The organism is Arthrobacter sp. AB6 (assembly GCF_031844545.1).
GTDB lineage: Bacteria > Actinomycetota > Actinomycetes > Actinomycetales > Micrococcaceae > Arthrobacter.
Genome location: NZ_JAUZVL010000012.1, coordinates 85,189 through 109,647 on the forward strand (window position 1 = coordinate 85,189; position 24,459 = coordinate 109,647).

At 65.7% G+C, this 24,459-nt stretch carries 20 protein-coding genes; 5 read left to right on the forward strand and 15 right to left on the reverse strand.

The window, feature by feature from the left end:
- Positions 1-20: 20 nt before the first annotated feature.
- From Q9R30_RS11445 to Q9R30_RS11480, 8 genes are all read right to left on the reverse strand, one after another.
- The gene (locus tag Q9R30_RS11445; protein WP_311217657.1) at positions 21-881 is read right to left on the reverse strand and encodes a shikimate dehydrogenase; all 861 of its coding nucleotides are present in this window, start codon (positions 879-881) and stop codon (positions 21-23) included.
- The gene (gene mltG, locus Q9R30_RS11450) at positions 878-2,596 is read right to left on the reverse strand and encodes an endolytic transglycosylase MltG (protein WP_311217658.1); all 1,719 of its coding nucleotides are present in this window, start codon (positions 2,594-2,596) and stop codon (positions 878-880) included. Before mltG ends, Q9R30_RS11445 begins: the two co-directional genes overlap by 4 nt.
- Positions 2,593-3,192: a Holliday junction resolvase RuvX gene (ruvX, locus tag Q9R30_RS11455; protein ID WP_311217659.1), complete on the reverse strand. Its 600-nt coding sequence runs from the start codon at positions 3,190-3,192 to the stop codon at positions 2,593-2,595. Before ruvX ends, mltG begins: the two co-directional genes overlap by 4 nt.
- A gap of 7 nt (positions 3,193-3,199) precedes the next feature.
- On the reverse strand, positions 3,200-5,878 hold the full coding sequence (alaS, locus tag Q9R30_RS11460) for an alanine--tRNA ligase (RefSeq protein WP_104998066.1): 2,679 nt from the start codon (positions 5,876-5,878) through the stop codon (positions 3,200-3,202).
- A gap of 170 nt (positions 5,879-6,048) precedes the next feature.
- Positions 6,049-6,291 (reverse strand): hypothetical protein, encoded by a 243-nt coding sequence (locus Q9R30_RS11465; RefSeq protein ID WP_199775235.1) that lies wholly within the window; start codon positions 6,289-6,291, stop codon positions 6,049-6,051.
- A gap of 17 nt (positions 6,292-6,308) precedes the next feature.
- Positions 6,309-6,683, reverse strand: coding sequence for a DUF948 domain-containing protein (locus Q9R30_RS11470; RefSeq protein ID WP_104998067.1), 375 nt, complete (start codon positions 6,681-6,683; stop codon positions 6,309-6,311).
- A gap of 147 nt (positions 6,684-6,830) precedes the next feature.
- A complete protein-coding gene (gene rpsD, locus Q9R30_RS11475; RefSeq protein ID WP_104185938.1) occupies positions 6,831-7,457 on the reverse strand; it encodes a 30S ribosomal protein S4 in 627 nt (208 codons plus the stop codon).
- A 170-nt stretch (positions 7,458-7,627) separates the two neighbouring features.
- Positions 7,628-9,049, reverse strand: a complete 1,422-nt coding sequence (locus Q9R30_RS11480) for a replication-associated recombination protein A (protein ID WP_311217660.1) — start codon at positions 9,047-9,049, stop codon at positions 7,628-7,630.
- A 69-nt stretch (positions 9,050-9,118) separates the two neighbouring features.
- Between Q9R30_RS11480 and Q9R30_RS11485 the strand changes: the two genes are divergently transcribed.
- Complete coding sequence (locus Q9R30_RS11485) at positions 9,119-9,787, forward strand: acVLRF1 family peptidyl-tRNA hydrolase (protein WP_311217661.1); 669 nt, start codon at positions 9,119-9,121, stop codon at positions 9,785-9,787.
- Between the two features lies 1 nt (position 9,788).
- On the opposite strand, the gene Q9R30_RS11490 is transcribed toward Q9R30_RS11485, so the two are convergent.
- Together Q9R30_RS11490 and aspS are read right to left on the reverse strand one after the other, a co-directional pair.
- On the reverse strand, positions 9,789-10,529 hold the full coding sequence (locus Q9R30_RS11490) for a GNAT family N-acetyltransferase (protein ID WP_311217671.1): 741 nt from the start codon (positions 10,527-10,529) through the stop codon (positions 9,789-9,791).
- 115 nt (positions 10,530-10,644) lie between these two features.
- On the reverse strand, positions 10,645-12,423 hold the full coding sequence (gene aspS / locus Q9R30_RS11495) for an aspartate--tRNA ligase (protein ID WP_104998070.1): 1,779 nt from the start codon (positions 12,421-12,423) through the stop codon (positions 10,645-10,647).
- Positions 12,424-12,532: 109 nt separating this feature from the next.
- Between aspS and Q9R30_RS11500 the strand changes: the two genes are divergently transcribed.
- Positions 12,533-13,777, forward strand: a complete 1,245-nt coding sequence (locus tag Q9R30_RS11500; protein WP_104998071.1) for an APC family permease — start codon at positions 12,533-12,535, stop codon at positions 13,775-13,777.
- Here the strand turns inward: Q9R30_RS11500 and hisS are convergent.
- Complete coding sequence (gene hisS / locus Q9R30_RS11505) at positions 13,774-15,144, reverse strand: histidine--tRNA ligase (RefSeq protein ID WP_104998072.1); 1,371 nt, start codon at positions 15,142-15,144, stop codon at positions 13,774-13,776. The genes Q9R30_RS11500 and hisS overlap by 4 nt on opposite strands.
- Before the next feature lie 233 nt (positions 15,145-15,377).
- Here hisS and Q9R30_RS11510 point away from each other — a divergent pair, with 233 nt between their 5' ends.
- The 3 genes from Q9R30_RS11510 to Q9R30_RS11520 all read left to right on the forward strand — a co-directional run bounded on the left by Q9R30_RS11510 (position 15,378) and on the right by Q9R30_RS11520 (position 18,623).
- Positions 15,378-16,184 (forward strand): peptidylprolyl isomerase, encoded by an 807-nt coding sequence (locus Q9R30_RS11510; protein ID WP_311217662.1) that lies wholly within the window; start codon positions 15,378-15,380, stop codon positions 16,182-16,184.
- Positions 16,185-16,251: 67 nt separating this feature from the next.
- Positions 16,252-17,799 (forward strand): DUF349 domain-containing protein, encoded by a 1,548-nt coding sequence (locus Q9R30_RS11515; protein ID WP_104998074.1) that lies wholly within the window; start codon positions 16,252-16,254, stop codon positions 17,797-17,799.
- Positions 17,800-17,894: 95 nt separating this feature from the next.
- Entirely contained in the window at positions 17,895-18,623 is a 729-nt protein-coding gene (locus tag Q9R30_RS11520) for a type IV toxin-antitoxin system AbiEi family antitoxin (RefSeq protein WP_311217663.1), read from the forward strand.
- Here Q9R30_RS11520 and Q9R30_RS11525 read toward each other — a convergent pair.
- The 4 genes from Q9R30_RS11525 to yajC form a co-directional block, all read right to left on the reverse strand.
- Positions 18,504-20,897 carry a bifunctional (p)ppGpp synthetase/guanosine-3',5'-bis(diphosphate) 3'-pyrophosphohydrolase gene (locus tag Q9R30_RS11525; protein WP_104998075.1) on the reverse strand — a complete coding sequence of 798 codons (2,394 nt, stop codon included), beginning with the start codon at positions 20,895-20,897 and terminating at the stop codon, positions 18,504-18,506. The genes Q9R30_RS11520 and Q9R30_RS11525 overlap by 120 nt on opposite strands.
- Positions 20,898-21,030: 133 nt before the next feature.
- The gene (gene secF / locus Q9R30_RS11530; RefSeq protein ID WP_104998076.1) at positions 21,031-22,044 is read right to left on the reverse strand and encodes a protein translocase subunit SecF; all 1,014 of its coding nucleotides are present in this window, start codon (positions 22,042-22,044) and stop codon (positions 21,031-21,033) included.
- Positions 22,044-23,801 (reverse strand): protein translocase subunit SecD, encoded by a 1,758-nt coding sequence (secD, locus tag Q9R30_RS11535; protein ID WP_311217664.1) that lies wholly within the window; start codon positions 23,799-23,801, stop codon positions 22,044-22,046. Before secD ends, secF begins: the two co-directional genes overlap by 1 nt.
- A gap of 99 nt (positions 23,802-23,900) precedes the next feature.
- The gene (yajC, locus tag Q9R30_RS11540; RefSeq protein WP_104998078.1) at positions 23,901-24,302 is read right to left on the reverse strand and encodes a preprotein translocase subunit YajC; all 402 of its coding nucleotides are present in this window, start codon (positions 24,300-24,302) and stop codon (positions 23,901-23,903) included.
- Positions 24,303-24,459 lie beyond the last annotated feature (157 nt).

Sequence of the window (24,459 nt, forward strand, 5' to 3'; positions counted from 1 at the left end):
CATCCTGCCACGTATGGCGGTCACAACGCCCGTCGGGGAAGGCCGACTGCGTCACACATCACATCTATGACAGATGCGTTAACTTCCTTATCCAGGCGGCTGAACAGGCGCACCTGTTCGACTGCCTGGTACAGGAGCATTTCCAGGCCGGGCACCACGGTTCCGCCGCCTGCCTGCCACACCGAAGCGATCAGGCTGGGCCAAGGATCGTACGCGACGTCCAGCAAGACGCCGGGCATGGCCGTCTTCAGGGCGGCCATTTCCGCTGCGATTCCGTCCGCCGCACGCGGCGGGAGGGTGGAAATTACGACGTCGGCCTCCGCTGCCGGGCGGGCAGCCCCGGCAAGGCTCCGGATCACCAGGGCAACGTCCAGGCTCTCAGCTGCGGCGCAAACCTCTGCGGTCCGGGACGTGTCCCGGACGAAGACCTCGGCCCGGTTGGCTCCCAGCTCCTTGAGCGCGGCGACGGCTGACGCTGCAGTCCCCCCGCCGCCCAGCACAACAGCCGACGGCGCGGTTCCCGTGCCTGCGTGCCGCAGCGCGTTCACGATCCCGGCCACATCCGTATTGGAGCCGATGGCGCGGATACTGCTGCCGTGTTCCTCGAAGGAAACGGTGTTCACTACCCCCAGGATCCCGGCGACGCCGCGGACCTCGTCCACCTGTCCGAGCATCGCCGTCTTCAAGGGCATCGTGACGGACAGGCCGCGCCAGCCCGGCTGGTCGCGGATCTGCCGCATCAGCGACGGCAGCAACTGCTCAGTGACGTCAATCGCCGTGTAGCTGATGCCGACGCCCAGCCGGCCGTAGGCAGCGAGATGCAGTGCCGGCGACTTCGAGTGGCTGATCGGGTGGCCCAGGACGGCTGCCCGAAGGCTCATGTGCAGCGTCCGGCGTTCGCCGCGCACCAGGCGTTGTACTGCTCGACGTATCCGTTGTGCTCGGCCAGCGTCTTGGAGAACTTGGTCTCTTTGGTGTCCAGGTTGATGGTGACCCAATACAGGTAGTCGTTGGTCTTGGGCCTGGCCGCAGCATCAATGGCTGTCTTTCCCGGAGAACCGATGGGTCCCGGGGGAAGTCCGGGATTCGCGTAGGTGTTATACGGGTTGGACTTGTCCTGGCGCTGTTCGTCCGTGAAGTTGTAGCTCTTGGTGCCCAGGCCGTAGGTCACCGCCGAGTCCACCTGGAGGAAACCGTTGGTCTGGTCATTGGGCTTGAGCCGGTTGTAGATGGCCCCGGCGACGTCGCCATACTCCGCCTGGCCGCCTTCAGCCTGCACGATGCTGGCCACGATCACGGCCTCGTACTGCTTGGCCGGGTCCGTGATGCCCTGCGACACAAGTTCGTCGGTTGTGATCTTGACCAGGGCCTTGAGGATGTCCTTTGCCGGTGTACCAAGGGGGAAACGGTGTTCACCCGGAGCCAGGTAACCCTCAAGGTTTTTTGCGGTGGCCGGCAGCCCGAACTGGGCCGGCTGGTTGCTGAGCGCCTGCAGGTCCTGGATGGATATTCCAGAGCCTTGCGAGATCGCCTGCAGGGACTCCCCCACGCGCAGGCCTGCACTGAGGGCGAAGTAGATGACCTTGGTTTGGTCCTTGCCCAGCAGGACGTTCACGGCATCCGAGTTCTTCATCTCGGTCTTGAACGTATACTCCCCTGGGGAAAGTGTTCCCCCGGATGCGCTGAAGCTCTGGAGGAACGTGTCGGCGTTCGCAACCACCCGTTCGCTTTCCAGCTTTGAGGCAACGGAGCGCGTGCCTTCCCCGTTCTCGACTGTCACTACGACTTCGCCCGTCCCCGGACCGGGATAGTCCGCGGGCTTGTCGTTGCCAAGCAGCGGCTTCAGGAACTGTGCGCCCACTGCCACGGCCGTGACGAAAACTGCAAGGGTCAGGAACAGCGCCAGCAGCCGCCGGCGGCGGCGCACCTTCTTGGACGGTTTGGCCACTACGGTTGCCGCCGACGGGGCGGGAAGGAATTCGTGATGGCGCGCACCGTCGTCGTGCCCCTCCGCATAGGGTGCTTCAGCGTAGTGCTCGTGGTCGTAGTGGCCATCGGCATAGTGCTCTCCGTGGGACGCTGCACGGTAGTCGGCCCCATCCGCGTAGTGGGGCTCGTCGTAATATGTTCCCGCTGTGTGCTGGTGCGCTCCGCCACCCGAAACTCCCGAGTAGGCGGGCGTATCGTAGGCATGCAGCCCATCGGGCTGGCCGGATTCTGTGGGGTAGGCATCCCCGTGACGGTGCACCTGAGGCTGCACATCTTCCTGGTGTGTGTCCTGGATCGACGGCGGAGTGAGGGGGGCAGCCGGAACGGGGTGTTCCTCCGGTGTCTCCCGCGGTGCAGTTTCTTCGCGCAATGCCTCGTCCTGACGCAGGGGGTGTGGTTCCGGGGCCACGGGAGGGTCCTGGGCCATGGGAGGTTCCGATGGCTGCGGCGGAATGTCGTGACCGGTCTCGTACGCCTGCTCAGGAACCGCGTCCTGGCCTCCGGTGTTAAAGGTCTTTTCCCGTGCCCGGAGTTCCTTGCGGGTGAGCGGTCTTGCTGCTCCGACGTCCAGGGGGCTGGAAGCGTCGTCAATGTTGGCAGGGCTCACTGTTGCCTTCCATTATCTGAAGATCGGGCCGTATCGCCGGGGGTGGTGGGCACAGTGTCATCCTGCCCGCTGCCTCCCAGGTCCACGGAAGGGGGTGGCGGAGTCACGCGTGAGCCGACGTCCGCTCCCCTGGCTTTCTGCATGTCGATGGCGTGCTGAAGGATACCTGCCGCCGCGACCTGATCAACTACTTTACGGTGATTCCTGCTGCTCATGCCAGCTTCATGGAGGTTGCGGTGCGCAGTCACGCTGCTCAAACGTTCGTCCACGAGGTTCACCGGCACCGCCACAGCACGGGCTGCAAGCTCGCCGGCCAGCAGTTGGGCATAGTCCACGGCCATCTTGGCTGATGCCCGTTCCTCACCCTTCAGGGTGCGGGGCAGACCGACGATCACCTGGACGGCGCCGAGTTCCTCCACCAGGTTCGCGATGACCCTGACGTCGGAGTTTTTCCTGGCGTTGCGGTCCAATGTCTTGAAGGGCGTGGCCAGGATCGAGTCGCGGTCGCAGATGGCAACCCCCACCCGGACCGTGCCGACGTCCACCCCCAGTTTGATGCCCTGGGGGTAGGCGCCGGCAGCTGCAGGACTGGTCATTGGAGTGTTAGCGCCGCGTAATGGCGTCAACAACCGCGGCCAGGGCCTGGCCGACCTTGCCGGCGTCGGTGCCGCCGCCCTGGGCGACGTCGTCCTTGCCGCCGCCGCCGCCGCCGAGGACACCTGCGGCAAGGCGGACCAGCGCACCGGCCTTGACCCCGGCCTCCCTGGCGGCCTCATTGGTGGCCACCAGGATCATGGGACGGTCGTTGGCAACGCCGGCAACTGCCACGGTTGCCGGTGCCGAGCCGAGACGGTTGCGCAGGTCCAGCGCCAGGCCGCGAAGATCGTCGGCGCCACTGACCTGGCCGGCGTCATGGGCGATGACGCTCACGCCTGCCGCGTCCTTGGCGCTGCCGGCCAGCTGTGCAGCCGAGGCGGCCAACTGCTCCTTGCGGAGGCGGTCCAGCTCCTTCTCCGTGGCCTTGAGCTTGGCCAGGGTGGCGGAAATCCGGTCGGCCAGCTGGCCAGAGGGCACTTTGAGGAGCTCGGTCAGCTCGGTCACCAGCGCGCGTTCGGCGGCAAGGTGCCGGAAGGCGTCCATACCCACGAAGGCCTCCACGCGGCGGTTTCCGGACCCCACGGACTGCTCACCCAGCAGCGAAAGGCTTCCGATCAGGGAGGTGTTGGGCACGTGGGTGCCGCCGCACAGCTCGCGGGACCATGCGCCGTCGATCTCCACCACGCGCACTTCGCTGCCATAGTTTTCACCGAACAGCGCCATGGCGCCGAGGGCCTTGGCCTCCGCCAGGCCCATCACCTTGGTCTCCACCCGGAAGTTGTTCCGGATGGCCAGGTTGGAGACTTCCTCGATCTCGGACCGGGTTGCCGTGCTCAGCCCCTCGCCCCAGGCGAAGTCGAAGCGCAGGTAGCCGGCCTTGTTGAAGGAACCGCGCTGCGTGGCTTCAGGGCCGAGGATCTGGTGGAGTGCGGCGTGCACGATGTGCGTGCCGGTGTGGGCCTGTTCGGCGGCGTGCCGGCGTTCACGGTCGACGGCGGCGCGGACCAGCGAGTCCGACCCGATTTCGCCCTCGCGGACGATCGCCTTGTGCACGCTCAGGCCTTTAAGGGGCCGCTGGACGTCGAGGACCTCGACGACGAAGCCGTCACCGGTGATGAGGCCGGTGTCTGCGGCCTGGCCGCCTGCTTCCGCGTAGAACGGGGTCTCGGAGAGCACCAGCTCGATTTCGTCACCCGTGGAGGCCTGCTGGACCGGGCGGCCTCCCGTGAGGATGCCGCGGACCCGGGATTCGCCGTCGAGCTCCGTGTAGCCGGTGAAGACCGTCTCACCCTGGGCCAGGATGTCCTGGAACGCGCTGAGGTCTGCGTGGCCGCCCTTCTTGCCCTTGGCATCCGCCTGGGCGCGCTTGCGCTGTTCCTGCATGAGGCTGCGGAACGCCGCCTCATCCACTTTGAGCCCGGCCTCTTCTGCCATTTCCAGGGTCAGGTCGATAGGGAACCCGTAGGTGTCGTGCAGGGTGAAGGCGTCCTCGCCGGACAGCGGCTTGTCGGCGGCCTTGGACACCTTCACTGCATCCTCGAGCCGGGCAGTGCCGGAAGCGATGGTGCGCAGGAAGGCCTTCTCCTCCGCGTAGGCGATGCGGCTGATCCTGGCGAAGTCGGTCTCAACCACGGGGTAGACGCCCTTCATGGCGTCGCGGGAGGCGGGCAGCAGCTCGGGCAGGCAGGCCTGTTCCACGCCGAGGAGGCGCATGGAGCGGACGGCACGGCGGATGAGCCGGCGCAGGACGTAGCCGCGGCCCTCGTTGGAGGGGGTCACGCCGTCGGAGATGAGCATCAGCGCCGAGCGGATGTGGTCTGCGACCACGCGCATGCGCACGTCGTCCGTGTGGTGCGGGTCGTCGTCGGACTCGGCGGACGTGTACTCCCTGCCGGAGAGTTCGGCGGCCTTGTCGATCACGGGGCGGACCTGGTCCGTCTCGTACATGTTCTCGACGCCCTGCAGGATCATGGCCAGGCGCTCCATGCCCAGGCCGGTATCGATATTGCGCTTGGGCAGCTCCCCCACGACGTCGAAGTCTTCCTTCGAACGCACATTTTCGATCTGGTACTGCATGAACACGAGGTTCCAGATCTCGATGTAGCGGGTTTCGTCCGCCAGTGGCCCGCCCTCGACGCCGTATGCGGGGCCGCGGTCGTAGTAGATTTCGGAGCAGGGGCCGGCAGGGCCGGGCTGGCCGGTGTGCCAGTAGTTGTCCGCCTTGCCCATTTTCTGGATGCGCTCGGCGGGGACGCCGGTGTTCTTCAGCCATAGTTCCTTGGCTTCGTCGTCCTCCTCGTAGACCGTCACCCACAGGCGCTCAGGCGCCAGGCCATAGCCGCCGTCGTCAACGCTCTTGGTGAGCAGTTCCCAGGCGAACTTGATGGCGTCTTCCTTGAAGTAATCACCGAAGGAGAAGTTGCCGCACATCTGGAAGAAGGTTCCGTGGCGGGCAGTCTTGCCCACTTCCTCGATATCGCCGGTGCGGATGCACTTCTGCACGCTGACGGCGCGTGAGTAGGGTGCTTCCTCCCTGGCCGTCAGGTAGGGAATGAACGGCACCATGCCGGCAACCGTGAACAGCAGCGAGGGGTCGCTGGAAACCAACGATGCGGAGGGAACCGCGGTGTGGCCCTTGCTGACAAAAAAGTCCACCCAGCGCTTTGTGATCTCCTGCGACTTCATGAGCTGTTACGTACCCTTCTTGCTCCGCGCGCTGTCCGGCGCGGAGGTTCTTTCGCGTGGCGGTTCCCGTAGGTATACGGTTCCCGCCGGTGTTGTTATAACGTTTGGCGCCGCCGCATCGTGCGGTCGGCAGGCAGCAGGCCAGCGTGGTGCAGGCCCGCCAGGTGTGGTCAGCGGCGGACCAGGTCTTCCGATTCGACGCCGAGCGCGGCCCGGAGGTCGGTCTCGCGCTCACGCATCCCGGCGCGGACGGCGTCGGCGAAGTCGTAGACGCCGTCTGCGAGCCGGTTTACCGCGCGGTTGAGGCCCTCCGGGCCAAGCGTGGACTGCATGCTGGCCTGCACTTCGGTCACCTTGCGGAAGGCGATCACTCCGATGGCTACGCCAATTCCCATCCAGACAAGTCGTTTCATTTTTAGTTCTCCGGAATTCAGCGGCTGCGGCGGCCGGCAGCGGGTTTCTTGCGGTTGGCGAACGCGGTGCGGACACCGTAGCTGAAAGCTGCCACCTTGATGAGCGGGGATCCGACGGTGGCGGCCACAAGCGAGGACAGCGCCGACAGGTTGGCGGAGGCGTCCGAAACGTTGGACGAGATGCCGTCCACTTTCTTCAGCTGCTGGTTGGTGGTGGACACGGTGGCCGTGACTTCGTCCATCAGGGGCGTGGCGCCGTCGCTCAGGGACCGGATGGCCGTGCGCACTTCGTCAAGCACTTTGCCCAGCTTCACGATGGGCACCGCGAGCAGCAGCACCAGGAGCGCAAACACCCCGGCAGCGATCAGGCCGGCAATATCGCCACCAGACATAGACGTTTCATCTCCTCGAAATTCCGTGGTTCATGTCATCAGCGGATGCGTCAGCAAAACGTGTTTCCGCGGATGTCCCCCAAGTACCTTACATACAAAGAAGCCCGCGGCGCTTGCCACGGGCTTCTTTGGATACGCAGCTGGGATTTAGCGTGCGTAGAATTCGACGACGAGCTGCTCTTCGCAGGTCACGGGGACCTCGGAGCGCTTGGGGCGGCGGACCAGGCGGGCCTGCAGGGCCTCCAGCTTGACGTCCAGGTAGGCCGGGACGGCGGGCAGGACGTCGCGGTGGGCACCGGCTGCTGCAACCTGGAGCGGAACCATGGTTTCGCTGCGGGTGTGGACGTGGACCAGCTGGCCCTCGCCGACGCGGAACGACGGGCGGTCAACGCGGACGCCGTCAACCATGATGTGGCGGTGCACAACAAGCTGGCGGGCCTGGGCGATGGTGCGGGCGAAACCGGCACGCAGGACCAGGGCGTCAAGGCGCATTTCGAGCAGTTCGATGAGGTTTTCACCGGTCAGGCCCTTGGTGCGGCGGGCTTCTTCGAAGGCACGGGTCATCTGTGCTTCGCGGATGCCGTACTGGGCGCGCAGGCGCTGCTTTTCGCGGAGGCGTACGGCGTAGTCGGAGTCCTGCTTCTTGCGGGCACGGCCATGCTCACCGGGGCCGTACGGGCGGCGCTCCATGTACTTGGCGGCCTTGGGGGTCAGAGCGATGCCGAGGGACCGCGAGAGGCGGGCCTGACGGCGAGCACGAGTGTTGTTAGCCACTTGTGTCCTTCCAATATCTGCGGTGTGTCAGTGTTACTGGCCTCCACGATGGAGAGCATCGGCCAACCGCTGCCTTTTGCTACTGGGCACAGGGCATAACCAACTCGAAGTAATTCGGGGGGATTGTGCGTCCGTGCCTTGCCAGACAAACATCTATCCTACCACGGCGGTTACTTGCCCCGGACGATCTTCCGCAGCCGCTCCAGGCGCACCGCAATGTCCCGCTCCGCTCCATTGGCCGTGGGCTGGTAGTAGTCCCTCCCCACGAGGTCGTCCGGGGGATACTGCTGGGTGGCTACTCCGTGCGGGGCGTCGTGGGCGTACGTGTACCCCAGGCCATGGCCAAGCTGCTTGGAACCCGGGTAGTGCGCGTCCCGCAGGTGCGCGGGGATGCCGTTTCCCAGGCCTGCCCGGACGTCGGCGATGGCCTTGTTGACGCCCATGTAGGCGGCATTGGACTTGGGGGCGGTTGCCAGGTGCACCACGGCCTCGGCAAGGATGATGCGGCCCTCCGGCATTCCGATCAGCTGCACGGCCTGGGCCGCTGCCACGGCTGTCTGCAGGGCAGTGGGATCGGCCATTCCCACATCCTCGGCCGCGGAAATCACGATCCTCCGGGCAATGAAGCGCGGGTCCTCCCCCGCCTCCAGCATGCGTGCCAGGTAGTGGAGGGCGGCGTCCACGTCAGAACCGCGGATGGACTTGATGAAGGCGCTGATGACGTCGTAGTGCTGGTCGCCGGCACGGTCATACCGGACGGCGGCAACGTCCAGGGCACGCTCGGTATGTTTGAGTTCGACGGCGGCAGGCCCCTCCCCCGCATCGTCCGCATCCCCGAACGCAACGCCGGCTGCCGCTTCCAGTGCCGTCAAGGCACGGCGGGCATCACCCCCGGACAGCCTTACGAGGTGGTCCAGTGCTTCCTCAGTGAGGTCCACTTTCCCGTTCAGGCCGCGAGGATCTGCAACGGCGCGCTGGATGAGTCCTTCGATGTCCGCGTCGGTGAGTGGCTTCAGGGTCAGCAGCAGGGAACGGGACAAGAGCGGCGAAACCACCGAAAACGAGGGGTTCTCGGTGGTGGCCGCCACCAGGACCACCCAGCGGTTTTCCACCCCGGGTAGCAGGGCATCCTGCTGGGCTTTGTTGAAGCGGTGGATCTCGTCGAGGAAGAGCACGGTGGTGGTCTTGTACAGGTCCCGGGCGGTGAGGGCATCGTCCATCACCCGCCGCACGTCCTTGACGCCTGCGGTGATGGCGGAAAGTTCCACGAACTTCCGGCCCGGTCCCCTGGCAATCACATGGGCAAGGGTGGTCTTGCCGGTTCCGGGAGGGCCCCAGAGAATGAGCGACGTGGGTCCTGCCGGGCCGGCTGTATCGGCTCCCGCACCGGCAGCGAGCTGGCGCAGGGGTGACCCCTGACCCAGCAGGTGTTGCTGGCCCACCACCTCATCAAGGGTGCGGGGACGCATCCGGACGGCAAGCGGGCCGCGCGGGGAAGCGCCTCCTCCCCCGGCAGCCCGCCCGGCGGCAGGAGCAGCACTGCCGCCGTCGTCGTCATCATTGCCGGGCCCATGCCCGAAGAGATCTTCCACATAGATAGGCTACTTCCAGTTCACCTCCCGGTTTCGCCGGAAGTTACGCCAGCTAGCGAAGGGTTGCCCATGTCCGTGCACTCCACCGGCGCAGCCGGGCCGCCGTCCGTGCGGACCGCTTTTGTCCCCGGCGACCGGCTGGCCGGATGGGCAGGGCGGTTCGGTGCGGCGCACGGCGGATATGTGCTGAGCGATGACGACGACGGGTTGCGGCTGATTGCCGCGGACGGCGCCGAAGCATTACTGCAGCCGCCGTGGCCGGTTGACGGCCGGCCCGGCCGTGGGACGGATGCCCTTGAGCGGCTCGCCTCCCTCGCGTCACAGCCGCGCAGGCTTGGCCTCCTGCTGGTCCGCCGTGGAGGATACGGCGTAGCGGTGGTGGGTGAGGGCGTGGTCCTGGCCTCCAAAGTGGGCAGCACCTATGTGCAGTCCCGGACCGCCGCGGGCGGCCAGTCGCAGCAGCGGTTCGCACGCCGGCGGGGCAACCAGGCGGACGCACTGGTGGGTGTTGTGGCCGAGCATGCCGGACGGGTGTTCAGCAGCGCGTCCTTTGAATACGTGGTTCCCGGGGGCGACAGGGCGTTGGCGGGCCTCGTCCTTGAGCACCCTGCCCTGAAGGACTATGCAAAGTTGCCGCGGCTGGCCGCCCTTGATGTTCCGGATCCCAAGGCTGCGGTGCTTCAGAAGGCGGCGGCGGACGCGTGCGCGGTCCGGATCCAGGTGACAGACCCTTCCTGAGTCAGCAGCCCGTAAGTGCGCGCCGTGGCCGCTGCTGGCGGTAAAGATAGCGGCCGGTTTCCTCGAATCCGGCCTGCTGGTAGAGCTGGCGGGCGGCGGAGTTGGCCGCCGTGACCAGCAACCAGAAGTTTTCCAGGTTGCGGGCAGTTCCTTCGGCAAGAAGCGCCCGGAGCACCATCGTCGCATAGCCGCGGCGGCGTGCCGATGGGGAGGTGGCCATGCAATAGATTCCTCCGGTGCCGTGCACCATGGCGAGGCGGCCGACGGCGGCGGGGACGCCATCGTCGTCCCTCACGAGGGCATACAGCGACAGGCAGCCTGTGAGGATGGTGCGCGCCGTCTCCCGCTCGGCCGCCCCGCCGCGGCCGTCCACGCTCCACCAGAGGCGCAGCCACTCCTCGTCCGGACCGTCCGAAACCTCTACCGGAGCGGTCCCGGAAATTTGGAGGCCATTCCCGGAAGTCCGGGACATGATCAGGGTTTCCGACTGCCGGGTGAATCCTTCGGCGTCCAGGACGTGGTGCAGCCGGGCGCTGGCGGGGGTGTCCGTCATCTGGAAAATGAGCGGCAACCGCCGCTCCCGGTACCACTGCGCCGCCTCGCGCAAAGCCGCCAAGGGCTCCACGGCAGTGTTCCTGGGCCACACCGAGTTCGCCCGCTGGGTGACGCCGGCCGCAGCACGGAGCACCCACTCCCCCGTGTCCCGGCGATGAACGGCAGGCCAGGCAGCATCCATGAGCATTTCGAAAGCGCCGGCCTGCTGACCGGGGAGGCTGTGCACCACTGGGATTCCTCTTCGGATAAGCCTGAAGGCCCTCCCGTCCGGGAGAGCCTTCAGGTCAAACGGGCTAAAAGACTTACTTGCCCCCTGCCGGCTTGGACTCCGGCTTGAAGTCCACACCGGCTTCCTTGCGCTGCTGGGGCGTGATCGGGGCGGGGGCCGCGGTCAGGGGATCGTAACCGTTGCCGGTCTTGGGGAAGGCAATAACGTCGCGGATGGACTCAACCCCTGCCAGCAGTGCAACCACGCGGTCCCAGCCAAACGCGATGCCGCCGTGCGGAGGGGCACCGTACTTGAAGCCTTCCAGGAGGAAGCCAAACTTGGTCTGGGCATCTTCCCTGTCGAGGCCCATCAGCTCGAATACCCGTTCCTGGACATCGCGCTCGTGGATACGGATGGATCCGCCGCCGATTTCGTGGCCGTTGCAGACGATGTCGTAGGCGTAGGACAGCGCTGATTCCGGGTCCTTGTCAAAGGTTTCCAGGAACTCGGGCTTGGGCGATGTGAAGGCGTGGTGGACGGCAGTCCACTTGCCGGCGCCGACGGCCACGTCACCGGAAGCCACGGCCGCTGCTGCGGGTTCGAACATGGGTGCGTCAACCACCCAGCAGAAGGCCCAGGCGCTGGGGTCGATCAGGCCGGTACGGTGTCCGATTTCCACGCGTGCTGCGCCGAGCAGTGCCCGTGCCGCAGGCTTCTCGCCGGCGGCGAAGAAGATGCAGTCGCCGGGCTTGGCGCCTACTGCATCCGCCAGGCCGGCGCGCTCGGTGTCGGTCAGGTTCTTGGCCACCGGACCGGCGAGTTCACCGTCTTCCTTGAACAGGACATAGGCAAGGCCCTTGTGGCCGCGCTGCTTGGCGAATTCCTGCCAGCCGTCCAAGGTCCGGCGCGGCTGGGAGGCGCCGCCGGGCATCACGACGGCACCAACGTAAGGCGCCTTGAACACACCAAAGTTGGTGTCCTTGAAGAATTCCGTGAGCTCGGTGAGCTCCACCCCGAAGCGGAGGTCGGGCTTATCCGAGCCGTACCGGGCCATGGCGTCCGCGTAGGTGATCCGCTGGATGGGCGTGGGGATCTCGACGTCGATCAGCTTCCACAGCGCCTTGAGGATGTTTTCGCCGAGGGCAATGATGTCGTCCTGATCCACGAAGCTCGCTTCGATGTCCAGCTGGGTGAACTCCGGCTGCCGGTCGGCGCGGAAGTCCTCATCGCGGTAGCAGCGGGCAATCTGGTAGTACTTCTCAAAGCCGCCCACCTGCAGGAGCTGCTTGAACAGCTGCGGGGACTGCGGAAGGGCGTACCAGGAACCCGGTGCCAGGCGCGCCGGGACCACGAAGTCGCGGGCGCCCTCGGGGGTTGACCGGGTGAGGGTGGGGGTTTCAACCTCCACGAAGCCGTCCTTGTGCAGCAAGTCGCGGGCCACCCGGTTCGCCTCGGAACGCAGCCGGAGGTTTCGGGCGGGACCGGGCCGGCGCAGGTCCAGGTAGCGGTGCTTCAGGCGCGCTTCCTCGCCCACTTCAACGTGCTCATCGATCTGGAACGGCAGCGGCTCGGAGGTGTTGAGGATAACCACCTTGTCCGCCATGACCTCGATCTCGCCGGTGGCCAGGGCGGGGTTCTCGTTGCCCTCGGGGCGCTTGGAGACGGTGCCGGTGACCTGCAGGACATACTCGTTGCGCAGGCCGTGGAAGACTTCTTCCTCGCGGACCACGACCTGGGCCACGCCGGAAGCATCGCGCAGGTCCACGAAGGCCACACCACCGTGATCACGACGGCGGCCCACCCAGCCGGCCAGGGTTACGGTTTGTCCAATGTGCTCGGAACGAAGGGATCCGAGGTCATGTGTGCGCAGCACAGCACGCCTTTCTGCGGGGTTACAGCGGGAAGTCGATCGGGAAGTTCAATAGGATCGTTGCAGGAACGATTCCGTTCGAGTTTACCCGCTGCCAAGGGACTGTCACCGCATGAGCGCACACCAGCAACTTCAACGCAGGCTCGGCACATTCGACGCAACTGCCATCGGGCTCGGCTCGATGCTGGGCGCCGGAGTGTTCGTGGTCTTCGCGCCGGCGGCGGCGCTGGCCGGCCAGCTGCTGGCCTTGTCGGTGGTCATCGCCGGGGCCGTTGCGTACTGCAACGCCGTGGCGTCAGCCGCCCTCGCCGCCAAGCACCCCACCAGCGGCGGGACGTATGTCTATGGGCGCAAGCAGCTGGGTGAGTGGCCGGGATTCCTGGCCGGCTGGGGCTTTGTGACCGGCAAGACTGCGTCCTGCGCCGCCATGGCCCTGACCTTCGGCAGCTACATCTCACCGCAGTACGCCGTGCCGGTGGCCGTGGCCGCCGTTGTTGCCCTGACCGGCGTGAACCTGCTGGGCATCACAAGGACGGCGCTGCTCACCAGGATCCTGCTGTGCGTGGTTTTGGCCACCCTCAGCTTCGTGGCTGTAGCAGCAGCCGTCGGGCCGCACCCCGATGCGGGACCGGCCGGGTCCGCGGACCTGGCCTCCCCGGCAGGGGTGCTGCCCGCGGCGGGCCTGATGTTTTTCGCCTTTGCGGGCTACGCCCGGATTGCCACCCTCGGCGAGGAGGTCAAGGATCCCGCCCGCGCCATACCGCGTGCCATCCTCGCGGCCCTCGCGGGTGCCTTCGCCATCTACCTCACCCTGTCCCTGCTCCTGCTGAACCACCTTCCCGGCGGGCAGCTCGCTGCCACCACGACGCCGCTGCTCGACGCCGTGCTGCAGTCCGGGCTGGCGGCGGGGGCTCCCGCCGTCCAGGCAGGAGCCGCGGCGGCCTGCCTGGGCGCGCTCCTGGCACTCATTACCGGCGTCGGGCGCACCACGCTGGCCATGGCCAGGGAACGCGACCTGCCGGTGCTTCTTGCTCGGGTGGGGGGAAAGCACACCGTGCCGTACGCCGCAGAACTCGCCGTCGCCGCCGTCGTCATCCTGCTGCTTGTCACCACGGACGTTATGACGGTGGTGGGCTTCTCCAGCTTTGGCGTACTGATCTACTACGCTGTGGCGAACGCATCGGCGTACACATTGCCGGCGCACCCGGCATATGCGCCGAAGTGGCTGAACGCTGTCGGCTTCCTTGCCTGCCTGTTGCTGGCCTTTACCCTGCCGCCGGTCCCGGTACTGACCATGGCCGGGGTACTGGCGCTTGGCGTGGCCGGGCGTTGGCTGGTGCTTCGGCTGCGCCGCTAAACTGCCGCGGCGGCCTCTGCCGCCGTCAGCACCTGTACTGCCAGGTCTTCCGACGGCGGCGTCCAGGTCTCCGGGGCGGCCACCACCTGTTCGCCGGTGCGGATGTCCTTGACCTGGTGCGTGCCGTCGTCGTCCGTGAACCAGACAAAGGGGATGCCGCGGCGGTCCGCGAACTTGATCTGCTTGCCGAACTTTTCCGCTTTGGCTGCCACTTCGGTTGGAATGCCCCGGCTGCGCAGCTGGGCGGCCACGTCCTGGGCGGCATCCCAGCTGTCATCGTGGGTGAGGGCCACCAGCACCGCGGTGGGAACCGAACGTGACGCCCTCGCCAGGTCCTGGCTCAAGATGCGGGACACCAGGCGGGTGACTCCGATCGAGAGTCCCACGCCCGGGAACTTCCGGTTCCCCTTCGAGGCCAGGGCGTCATAGCGGCCACCGGAGCAAATGGAGCCGAGCTGTTCATGGCCCACCAGGACGGTCTCCACAACCGTGCCCGTGTAGTAGTCCAGGCCGCGGGCGATGCTGAGGTCAGCCACCACCTTGCCGGGGGCACGCTGGACAGCCGCCTCGATCACCTGTTCGAGCTCACTCAGCCCTTCGGTGAGGAGTTCGTTGCTGACTCCCAGCGCCTGGACCTGCGCCACGAACGAGGTGTCCTCGGTGCGGATCCCAGCCAACTGCAGGGCCTTCTGCGCCTGGTCGTCGGTGGCGCCCAGTTCAGTCTTCAGCAGTTCGGCAACCTTCGCGGCGCCGATCTTTTCGAGTTTGTCGATGCTCCGCAGCACCCCTGCGGTGTCATCCAGGCCGATTCCACGGTAAAAGCCCTCGGCGAGCTTCCTGTTGTTGATGCGGAGCCGGAAGTCAGGGATGGGGAGGGCGCTGAGCGCCTCGGCGATCACCAGCGCGATCTCGACGTCGTAGCGGAACGGCAGGTCGCCGTCGCCCACCACGTCAATGTCCGCCTGGGTGAATTCGCGGGCGCGACCCTCCTGGGGGCGCTCGCCGCGCCACACCTTCTGGATCTGGTACCGGCGGAAGGGGAAGGCAAGGTAGCCGGCGTTTTCGACGACGTAACGGGCAAACGGAACGGTGAGGTCGAAGTGCAGGGCAAGGGCGTGCGGATCGGCCTTGCCCTCCTTAACGGGGCTGGCGCTCTCATCATCCTGGAGCCGGCTGAGCCCGTAGACTTCCTTGTCGATTTCCCCCTTGCGAAGCAACTGACCCACCGTCTCCACAGCCCGGGTCTCAATGGATGAAAACCCGTGCAGTTCAAAAACCCGGCGCAGCGTATCCAGCACATGGAGCTCCACCAGCCGCTCCTCGGGAAGCCACTCGGGGAATCCGGACAGGGAGGCGGTGCGTGCCATGGTGGAGTTTCTCCTCTTGGTGAACGGTTGCCGGGACCTGCGCGGCAATCGGCCCGAAACGGGCTTGCGACGGCGGCAGTCCAGCCAGTCATGCATAAACTATGTGCGGCAGTCAGTTTATGCGTCATCCGCCGGCATCTCTAATGCAGCGGAGCGGCAGTGCCTGGCCGCCCAACAACTGCTGACGCGGCCCCAAAGCCGCGCCTGCAGCAGCCCGACTAAAAGGAGGACCCTTGGCGGCCAATTCACGCAGTGCCCGCGAAACCAAACGGCGCATTCAGCAGATGGAAGCCAAGCGTGCCCTGCGGCGGGACCAGGAGGGCCGGCGCAAGCGTGACAACGTGATCGCCGCCGGTGCCGCAGCAGCCGCAGTGGTCCTCGCCGTCGTACTCCAACTCACTGCCTTCGCCGGCAACCCGACCGAAGATGAATTTGCCGCCGCGCAGGCGGAACTCACCAACCCGCCGGCCACCGCAAGCGCATCGGCCCAGGCGACAAATGGTCCAAACATCCCCGCTGCCGACACAGCCGCAGGCAAGACCTTCACCGGCGAACTCGTGCTCAACGGAAGCCCGCTCGGCGTGGAACTGGATGGAACCAACGCGCCGCAGGCCGCCGCCGTTTTCAAGTCCCTCAGCGACGAGGGCTACTACAACGGAAAGAACTGCCACCGGCTGACCACCGGTGAGGCATTCGGCGTCCTGCAATGCGGCTCGTCCACGGGGGACGGGCAGGGAGACCCGAGTTACACATGGGGGCCGCTCGAAAACACGCCGGCGGACAACAGCTATCCGGCAGGAACCATCGCCGTGGCACGGACTGGCAACAACGCCTACGGAAACGGAACCCAGTTCTTCATTGTCTACAAGGACACCGTGATCCCGGCAGACAGTGCAGGGGGTTACACGGTGGTCGGAAAAGTGACATCGGGACTGGACGTTGTGTCCAGGGTGGCTGCTGCGGGGATCACCCCGGGCGCCAGCGTCACAGACGGCGCACCCGTTGAACCAGTCACGATAGACTCTTTTTCTCTGAAGTAGGAAGCCCGGCCGGCGCGGCCGCGGTGCAGTACGTGAGTATTTCCCTCCAAGCGAAAGACTTTTAGCGGTGACAGACAGTCAGAAATCCGACGAAACAGCAACAGACCTGACCGAAGCGGCGGCCCCCGCGGCTGACGGTGAGGCCACTGAAGCAGCCGGCACCCCCTCTGCGGAGGCAACCGAAACCGCTGCCGCTGCAGAAGAACCAGCAGCCGAGGCTCCGGCGGCTGAAGCTGCTTCCGCCCCCGCACCTGCGCCTTCGCCGAGGTCAGTAGCGCCGTCTCCGGCCGCGTTCGCTTCCCGTCCCAAGCCTGCTGCCGCGGCACCGGCCGCAGCAGCGGTACCGGCGGTACCGGCCACCTCCCTGGCGGAAGCCTCAAAGTGGGGTCGGGTTGAAGGCGACGGGCACGTCTTCCTGACGATTGACGGCAGCGAGCACGCCGTTGGGCAGTACCCGGGCGTGAGCGACGACGAAGCCCTCGCCTACTTCGCGCGGAAATACGACGACGTCGTGGCCCAGATCGTGCTGCTGGAACAGCGCGTCAGCTCCAAGGCCCCCAGCACTGACATGCAGAAGACCGTGACGCACCTGCGGGAGCAGCTCGCGGAGCGAAACATGGTGGGCGACCTGCGTTCCGCGGAAGCCCGGCTGGACAAGCTCTCCGAACAGATAGTGGAGCTGGAGAAGGCCGAGAAGGCAGAGCACGACGCCGTCCGCGCTTCTGAGCTGGCGGCCCGCGAGGCTATCGTTGCGGAGGCCGAGCAGATCTCCGGCCAGGACCCGGCACAGACACAGTGGAAGACCTCCAGCGCCAGGATGAACGAACTCTTTGAGAGCTGGAAAGCGGCCCAGAAGAGCGGTGTACGCCTGGGCCGCAGCAACGAGGATGCCCTGTGGAAGAGGTTCCGCGCCGCCCGCACGGTTTTCGACCGCCACCGCCGCGCCTACTTCTCCCAGCTGGACAGCAACAATTCCGCTGCCAAGTCGGCGAAGGAAAAGCTGATCGCTGAAGCTGAAGCGCTGTCCAGCTCCACCGACTGGGGTTTCGCCGCCGGCGAGTACCGCAGGCTGATGGATCAGTGGAAGGCGTCACCGCGCGCCAGCCGCAAGGACGATGACGCGCTGTGGGCCCGGTTCCGTGCGGCGCAGGATGTGTTTTTCACGAACCGCCAGGCTGCCAATGACGAAATCGACCAGGAATACGCCGCCAACCTCACCGTCAAGGAAGCGCTCCTGGCAGAGGCCAATGCCATCCTTCCGGTGAAGGACCTCGCCGCGGCGAAGAAGGCACTCCAGTCCGTCCGTGACCGGTGGGAAGAAGCGGGCAAGGTTCCGCGGGCCGATATGGGTCGCATCGAGGCTGGCCTGCGCAAGGTTGAAGACGCCGTCCGCAACGCCGAGGACGAACAATGGCAGCGCTCCAACCCGGAGCGTAAGGCGCGGACCAACAGCGCCCTCTCCCAGCTGGAATCCGCCATCGCCGGCCTGCAGGACGATCTCGCCAAGGCGGAGAAGACCGGCGACCAGCGCAAGATCAAGACGGCCCGGGAAGCCCTCGAAGCACGCCAGGCATGGCTGGACCAGATCCAGCGCTCGGCCAGCGAGCTTTCCTGATGCATCTGCCCTAGGCCAGCAGGCCCGGTTCCGGTTATCCACATAGCCGGAACCGGGCCTGTGCCGGTTAACGGCACCCCGTGCAGGATGGACGAATGGTGATTCCACCGGCTCCTCCGGGCCCCAAACATGCAGCTGCGGCGGACGCTGCGGCGCCCCGTTTTCCGGAACTCTATTGCCCGGACATGCCCTTCGCCTGGCCCGAGCTGCAGTCCCTCGCGGCGGACGGCCTCCTGAGCAGGATCCACCACCGCGGCTATACCCTTCCAGGGCTCCCGGCGTCTCCGCAGCTGCGTGCACGGGCGGCGGCCGGGGCAGTACCCGCCTCGGTCCGCCAGAGGGTGGTTGCGGGCCGCATGACGGCCGCCTGGATCTACGGCTGCGCCAGTGAGCCGGACAGGCTGGCCCTCCTTGTGGATGCAAAGCGGAGGGTCTCCAGCCTCCGGACCACAAGGGGGTGCACCCTGCATGAGGTGAGGCTCGGGCCCTTTGATGTTGTCAGCTTCGGTGGCCTGATGGTCTCAAGCCCGTTGCGGACCGCCCTGGACATCGCCCTGCACGTGGACGCCGAGCGCGCCGTCCCCACCCTGGAAAGACTGCTGGCGCGTCCCCAGAACGACGTCCGCCTGCGCCTGCTGGTCCTTGCAATAGAAGCCACGCCGCGGGTGCCGCACAAAAAGGCTGCCTTGGAAAAACTCGCTGCACTAGCTCCGGCGCTTGTTCCCGGTGGTCCGGTAAACGTCAAACACCCCGTCGATCCTGCGGACTGCACTGAGGACGTGGCTCAGGTACTTGGGGTCCCCCATCTCGAAGGCAAACTTTGAGATGGCCACCCTGTCCGTGGAGGTGTGCACACTGGCTGCCAGGATGTTCACGTGGTTCTCGGACAGGACACGCGTGACATCGGACAGCAGGGATTTACGGTCCAGTGCCTCCACCTGGATCTCCACCAGGAACACGCTGGACTGCGTCGGGGCCCAGTCCACGTCCACAATCCTGTCCGGCTGGTCCTTCAGGTCGGAGATGTTAGTGCAGTCGGTCCTGTGTACAGAGACTCCCGAGCCCCGGGTCACGAAACCGAGAATGGGATCCGGCGGGACCGGCGTGCAGCAGCGGGCCAGCTTCACCCAGACGTCGCCTACGCCACGGACCACCACGCCCGAGTCGGAGAAGCGGGCCTTGGTGACCTGAGTGGGAATGCTGACTTCGGCGATGTCGTCGTCGGTGCTTTCATTGCCGCCGAGGCTCTCGACCAGCTTCTCCATGACCGACTGCGCGGACGTGTGGCCGTCACCGACGCCGGCGTAAAGGCCGGAGATGTCAACGTACTTGAATTCCTCCGCCACCGCTGCGAGGGCCTCGTGGGTCATCAGCCGCTGCAGGGGAAGGTTCTGCTTCCGCATTGCACGGGTGAGCAGTTCCTTGCCGCGATCAATGGCTTCTTCGCGGCGTTCCTTGCTGAACCACTGCCGGATCTTGTTCCGGGCCCTGGCGCTCTTGACGAAATGCTGCCAGTCCTGGCTCGGCCCTGCCCCCTCAGCCTTCGAGGTGAAGATCTCAACCCAGTCACCGTGGTTCAGTTCACTGTTGAGCGGAACCAGCTTGCCGTTGACCCTGGCACCGATGGTCCGGTGGCCCACCTCAGTGTGCACGGCGTAGGCAAAGTCCACGGGAGTGGATCCCGCAGGCAAGGCCATGACCTCGCCCTTGGGCGTGAAGACAAAGACCTCCCGGGCGTTGATTTCGAAGCGAAGCGAGTCAAGGAACTCGCCGGGATCGGACGTTTCCTGCTGCCAGTCAACCAGGGAACGCAGCCAACCCATGTCCCCGTCGCGGGGGCTGCCCGGGCCAACGGCCGTGCGGTTGGGCTGGTCCTTGTACTTCCAGTGCGCAGCAACGCCGTATTCAGCCCGGCGGTGCATTTCGTGGGTGCGGATCTGGATTTCCACCGGTTTGCCGCCGGGCCCGATCACCGTGGTGTGCAGTGACTGGTACATGTTGAACTTGGGCATCGCGATGTAGTCCTTGAACCTGCCGGGCAGCGGGTTCCAGCGCGAATGCATGGTGCCCAGCGCGGCGTAACAGTCCCTGACCGAGTCCACCAGCACCCGGACACCCATGAGGTCGTTGATGTCGTCGAAGTCCTTATCGCGGACGATCATCTTCTGGTAGATGGAGTAGTAATGCTTCGGACGTCCCGTAATGGTCGCCTTGATCTTCGCGGCGCGCAGGTCTTCGGTGATCTGGTCCCGGATGACGCTCAGGCTCTTCTCACGCTCGGGGGTCCGGTCCCCCACCATGCGGACAATTTCTTCGTACACCTTGGGATACAGCGCCGCGAAGGAAAGATCCTCCAGTTCCCACTTGATGGTGTTCATGCCCAGCCGGTGCGCCAGCGGGGCAAAGATCTCGAGGGTTTCGCGGGCCTTGCGGGCTGAGGATTCGGCCGACACGAAGCGCCAGGTCCGCGCGTTGTGCAGCCGGTCAGCGAGTTTGATCATCAGCACGCGGATGTCCTTGGCCATCGCCACAACCATCTTGCGGACGGTTTCAGACTGCGCTGCCTCACCGAAGCTGACTTTGTCCAGCTTGGTCACGCCGTCCACCAGCATGGCCACCTCGGGCCCGAAGTCCCGCTTGAGGTCGGCGAGGGTATAGGGCGTGTCCTCCACCGTGTCATGCAGCAGGGCGGCGGCAAGCGTTGTGCCGCCCAGGCCCAGTTCGGCGAGGATGGTGGCCACGGCCACCGGATGCGTGATGTAAGGATCGCCGCTCTTGCGCTTCTGCCCGCGGTGGCTCTGCTCAGCGACGTCGAAGGCCCGCTGGATGAGATCGAAGTCCTCTTTGGGGTTGTTGGCCCGGACGGTCCTCAACAGCGGTTCAAGAATGGGTGAGTACGTGGCCGTGCTGCGTCCCGTCAGCCGGGCGAGCCTGGAGCGGGTGCGCTCCCTGCGGCCGGGGAATGTGGGACGGGACCCGGAGTTGTCGACCGGAACGAGCGGCCCGGGGCGCGCGGAGGCGGCCACCCCGGTCTGCATGCCGGGGGCAGGACTTTTGTCTCCTTGTGCCGTTGGCGCCGACGCCGAACGTTCTTCCAATGAAGTACCCCTCACCACCGTTTTAATTACTTCAGTCTATTCCCCGCGGCGGTGACTTTTATAACCGGCCCCTTAAACGCCGACGGGCCGGACAACGCCAGGTTCCTGGCGCGGTCCGGCCCCCGGTAAATAGTCAGGCCTGGGCGGGCTCCGCAGTGGCGCTCCGCCCTGCGGCGGCACGCCTCTGCTCAACGCGCTTTGCCTGCCTGACGAGCTCAGGCTCATTTTGGCGCAGCCAGGCGTACATGGGGGCCGCCACGAAGATCGTGGCCGCCGTGCCGATGAGGATTCCGACGAACAGCGCGAGGGAAAGGTCGCGCAGGGTACCGGCGCCCAACAGTCCCGCACCGATGAAGAGAATGGCCCCCACGGGGAGGATTGCCACCATCATGGTGTTGATTGAGCGGACCAGGGTCTGGTTGACGGCAAGGTTGACCTCCTCGGCGAACGTCCGGCGGGTCGAGGCGTCCAGGTCCGCGGTGTTCTCGCGGATCTTGTCGAACACCACCACCGTGTCGTAGAGGGAGTAGCTGAGGACGGTCAGGAAACCGATGATGGCCGAAGGCGTAACCTCGAAGTCGCTGAGGGCGTAGACGCCGGCGGTGATGAACATCGTCACCGCCATGCCGGCAATCGCCGAGAGCGACATCTTCCACGTGCGGAAGTACAGGGCCATCAGCACGGCCGCAAGGAGCACGAAGATCACAAGGCCGATCAGCGCCTGCTTGGTGACATCGGCGCCCCAGGTGGGACCGACGAACGTGGACGTCACCTCGTTCTCGGTGACACCGTACGCGCTGGTAAGTCCTTCCTTGATGCGAAGCGTCTCATCATCGGTGAGTTTGTCCGTCTGGATCCGCATGGTGGTGCCGGCCACGTTCGCCACGCGGGGGACGCTGCCGGGCACCACATCGGTGACGGCCTTCTCCCCTACGGCCGCATCCGTGGTCTGCACGTTGGAGACCGTGAACTCCGATCCGCCGCGGAACTCGATGCCAAGGTTGAAGCCGCCCTTCGCCACCGGAATGATGATGGACAGGGCAACAGCCACCGCCGCAATAATGAACCAGAGTTTCTTGGCGCCGACGAAGTTGTAGGAGCGTTTCCCGGTGTACAGCTCGTTGCCGAAGTTGGCGAAGCCTGACATTACTTGTTCTCCTTCGCTGCGGACTTCGAGGAGCCCGCAAGCTGCTCCTGCTTCTCCGCCAGTCGGCGTTCCGCAATGGTCATCCTGCGTTCGGCTTCCGCTGCCGCGCCCGCGTTCTTGGCGCGGACCACGGCGGGCTTGTCGTCCGGCGTACGGACGCGTCCGGCACCGCGGTAGAGCGGGACGGCACCAAGGCGCTTGGGATCGAGGCCGGACAGCGGGTGGCCCTCGCCGAAGAACCTGGTGCGGGCCAGGAGCTGCAGCGTGGGGTGGGTGAACATGAACACCACGATGAGGTCGGCGATGGCCGTCAGTCCGAGGGTGAACGCGAACCCGCGCACGTTGCCCACGGCCACGAAGTACAGGACCAGGGCTGCCAGCAGGTTGACCGCCTTGGAGGCCAAGACTGTCCGCTTGGCCCGCTTCCAGCCGTTTTCGACGGCGGAAACCAGGCCGCGGCCTTCACGCAGCTCATCCCTGATCCGCTCGAAGTAGACGATGAACGAGTCAGCCGTTTGGCCGATGGCCACGATGATGCCCGCCACGCCGGCCAGGGACAGTCGGTAGTTCTCCGTCCACCCCAGGATGGCGATGGCGAGGTACGTCAGGACGCCGGCCACCACCAGTGACGCGATGGTCACGAAGCCCAGCGCCCGGTACTGGAACAGGGAATAGACCACCACGAGCAGAAGGCCGATAATGCCCGCGAGGAGGCCCATCCGCAACTGTTCCCCGCCCAGGGTGGCGGAAATCTGCTGCTCGCTTTGGATTTCGAAACTGATGGGCAGGGCGCCGAACCGGAGTTGGTCGGACAGGGCCTTGGCGCTTTGTTCGGTGAACCCGCCCGTGATCTGGGGGCGTCCGTCGGTGATGACAGCAAGGGACCGGGGCGCGGAAATGACCTGGTCATCGAGCACAATGGCGAACTGGGCTTTGGGGTCGTTGCCGGCATCACCACCGGCGGCCACGTAGAACTGGTTCAGGCGTTCGGTGACCTCTTTGAACTTGGCTGTTCCCTCGTCGTCGAACTGGATGTTGACTGCCCAGTCGTTCGTGACGGCACCCTGCGCACCCTGCTGGAGCTGGAAGGAGGACGTGACGATGTTGCTGCCCTTAACCTCCACCGGGCCGAGGATGTACTTGATGGCAGGGGTGGCGTCGGTGGCAGGCTCGCATGTCACCAGCGGCTTGGCCGGGTCCGAGCGTTCCTGCTTGTCCTGGGCAGGGTTGTCGCAGTCCAGCGTCTCGAACTGGCGGTAGACCTCGGGGGTGATCCAGTTGGTGTCACTGCTGTTGGCAGGCTCCGCCGTCGGCTTTGGCAACTGGTCCTCAGGCGCCCTCTGCTCCTCCGGGACCGGCGCACCTGCACCGGCGAGCAGGACCGGGCGGAAGTTCATGTCCGCGGAGGCCTGGATCAGGTCACGGGTCTGGCTTGAGGGGGTGCCGGGAAGGCTGACCACCACGTTGCGCCCGGACTGGGTGCTGATCTCAGCCTCGGCAACACCTGAACCGTCAACGCGCTGGCGGATGATCGCCACGGCCTGGTTGAGCTGTTCCTCGTTGATGTCCGAGCCGCCCTCGACCTTCGGCGCCAGGATCATCTGGGTACCGCCTTCGAGGTCCAAGGCCAGTTTGGGTGCCCAGCTTGCCTGTCCGGCAAGGGTGCCTCCAGCCAGGATGGCAGTGAGGGCGGCGAGGATTATACCAAGCCAGACCAGGACCCGGAGGCCTGGTTTCTTGGGGCCGGTTCGTGCCATTGTCGATCTTTCTCTTATTCACGGAGGAACCGCCGGTGCCTGCCATGCTTGCACCGGCGGTGGTCCGCAGCGGTAGAGGTTGTAAGGAAGCGGCGGGGACTAGCTGTCCTTCTTGCCCTCATCGTTGAGGCGCTTCGGGGTTTCGTCGAGTGTTTCCGCCGTCGCAGCGGTGCTGCCGCCCTCGGACGCCGTCAGGGAGGAGGCATCGTCCGGCACGGCCGGGGAAGCAACCTCGGGCTCGGCTGCCACTGCGGGTTCCACGATCTTGGTGACGGCCTGGCGGTGCACGGTGGCGAGGTTGCCCGGCGACAGTTCCAGGGTGACCTTGTTGTCCTCGTCATCGATGGCCACGATGCGGCCGAACAGGCCGAAGCTGGTCATGACGTCCACGCCCGGGCCGAATTTCGACTGGAGCTCCGCCTGCTGCTGCTGCGTCTTCTTGTTGCGGCGGAACATCATGAAGATGAAGACGCCGAGCATGACGAACAGGAGAATTGACATTGGATCCAAGGGGAATTCCGTCCTTTATTTACATAGCTGATTTTCCAGCAACGTCGGCTTCGCTCCGGCCGGGGCAGGACAGTATGGCAGGCAAAAGCCTGTCGGGTTCCCTTCCCCGGCGGCGCAGGAGGCCGGCGGCCGCCCACGAAACAAAGAC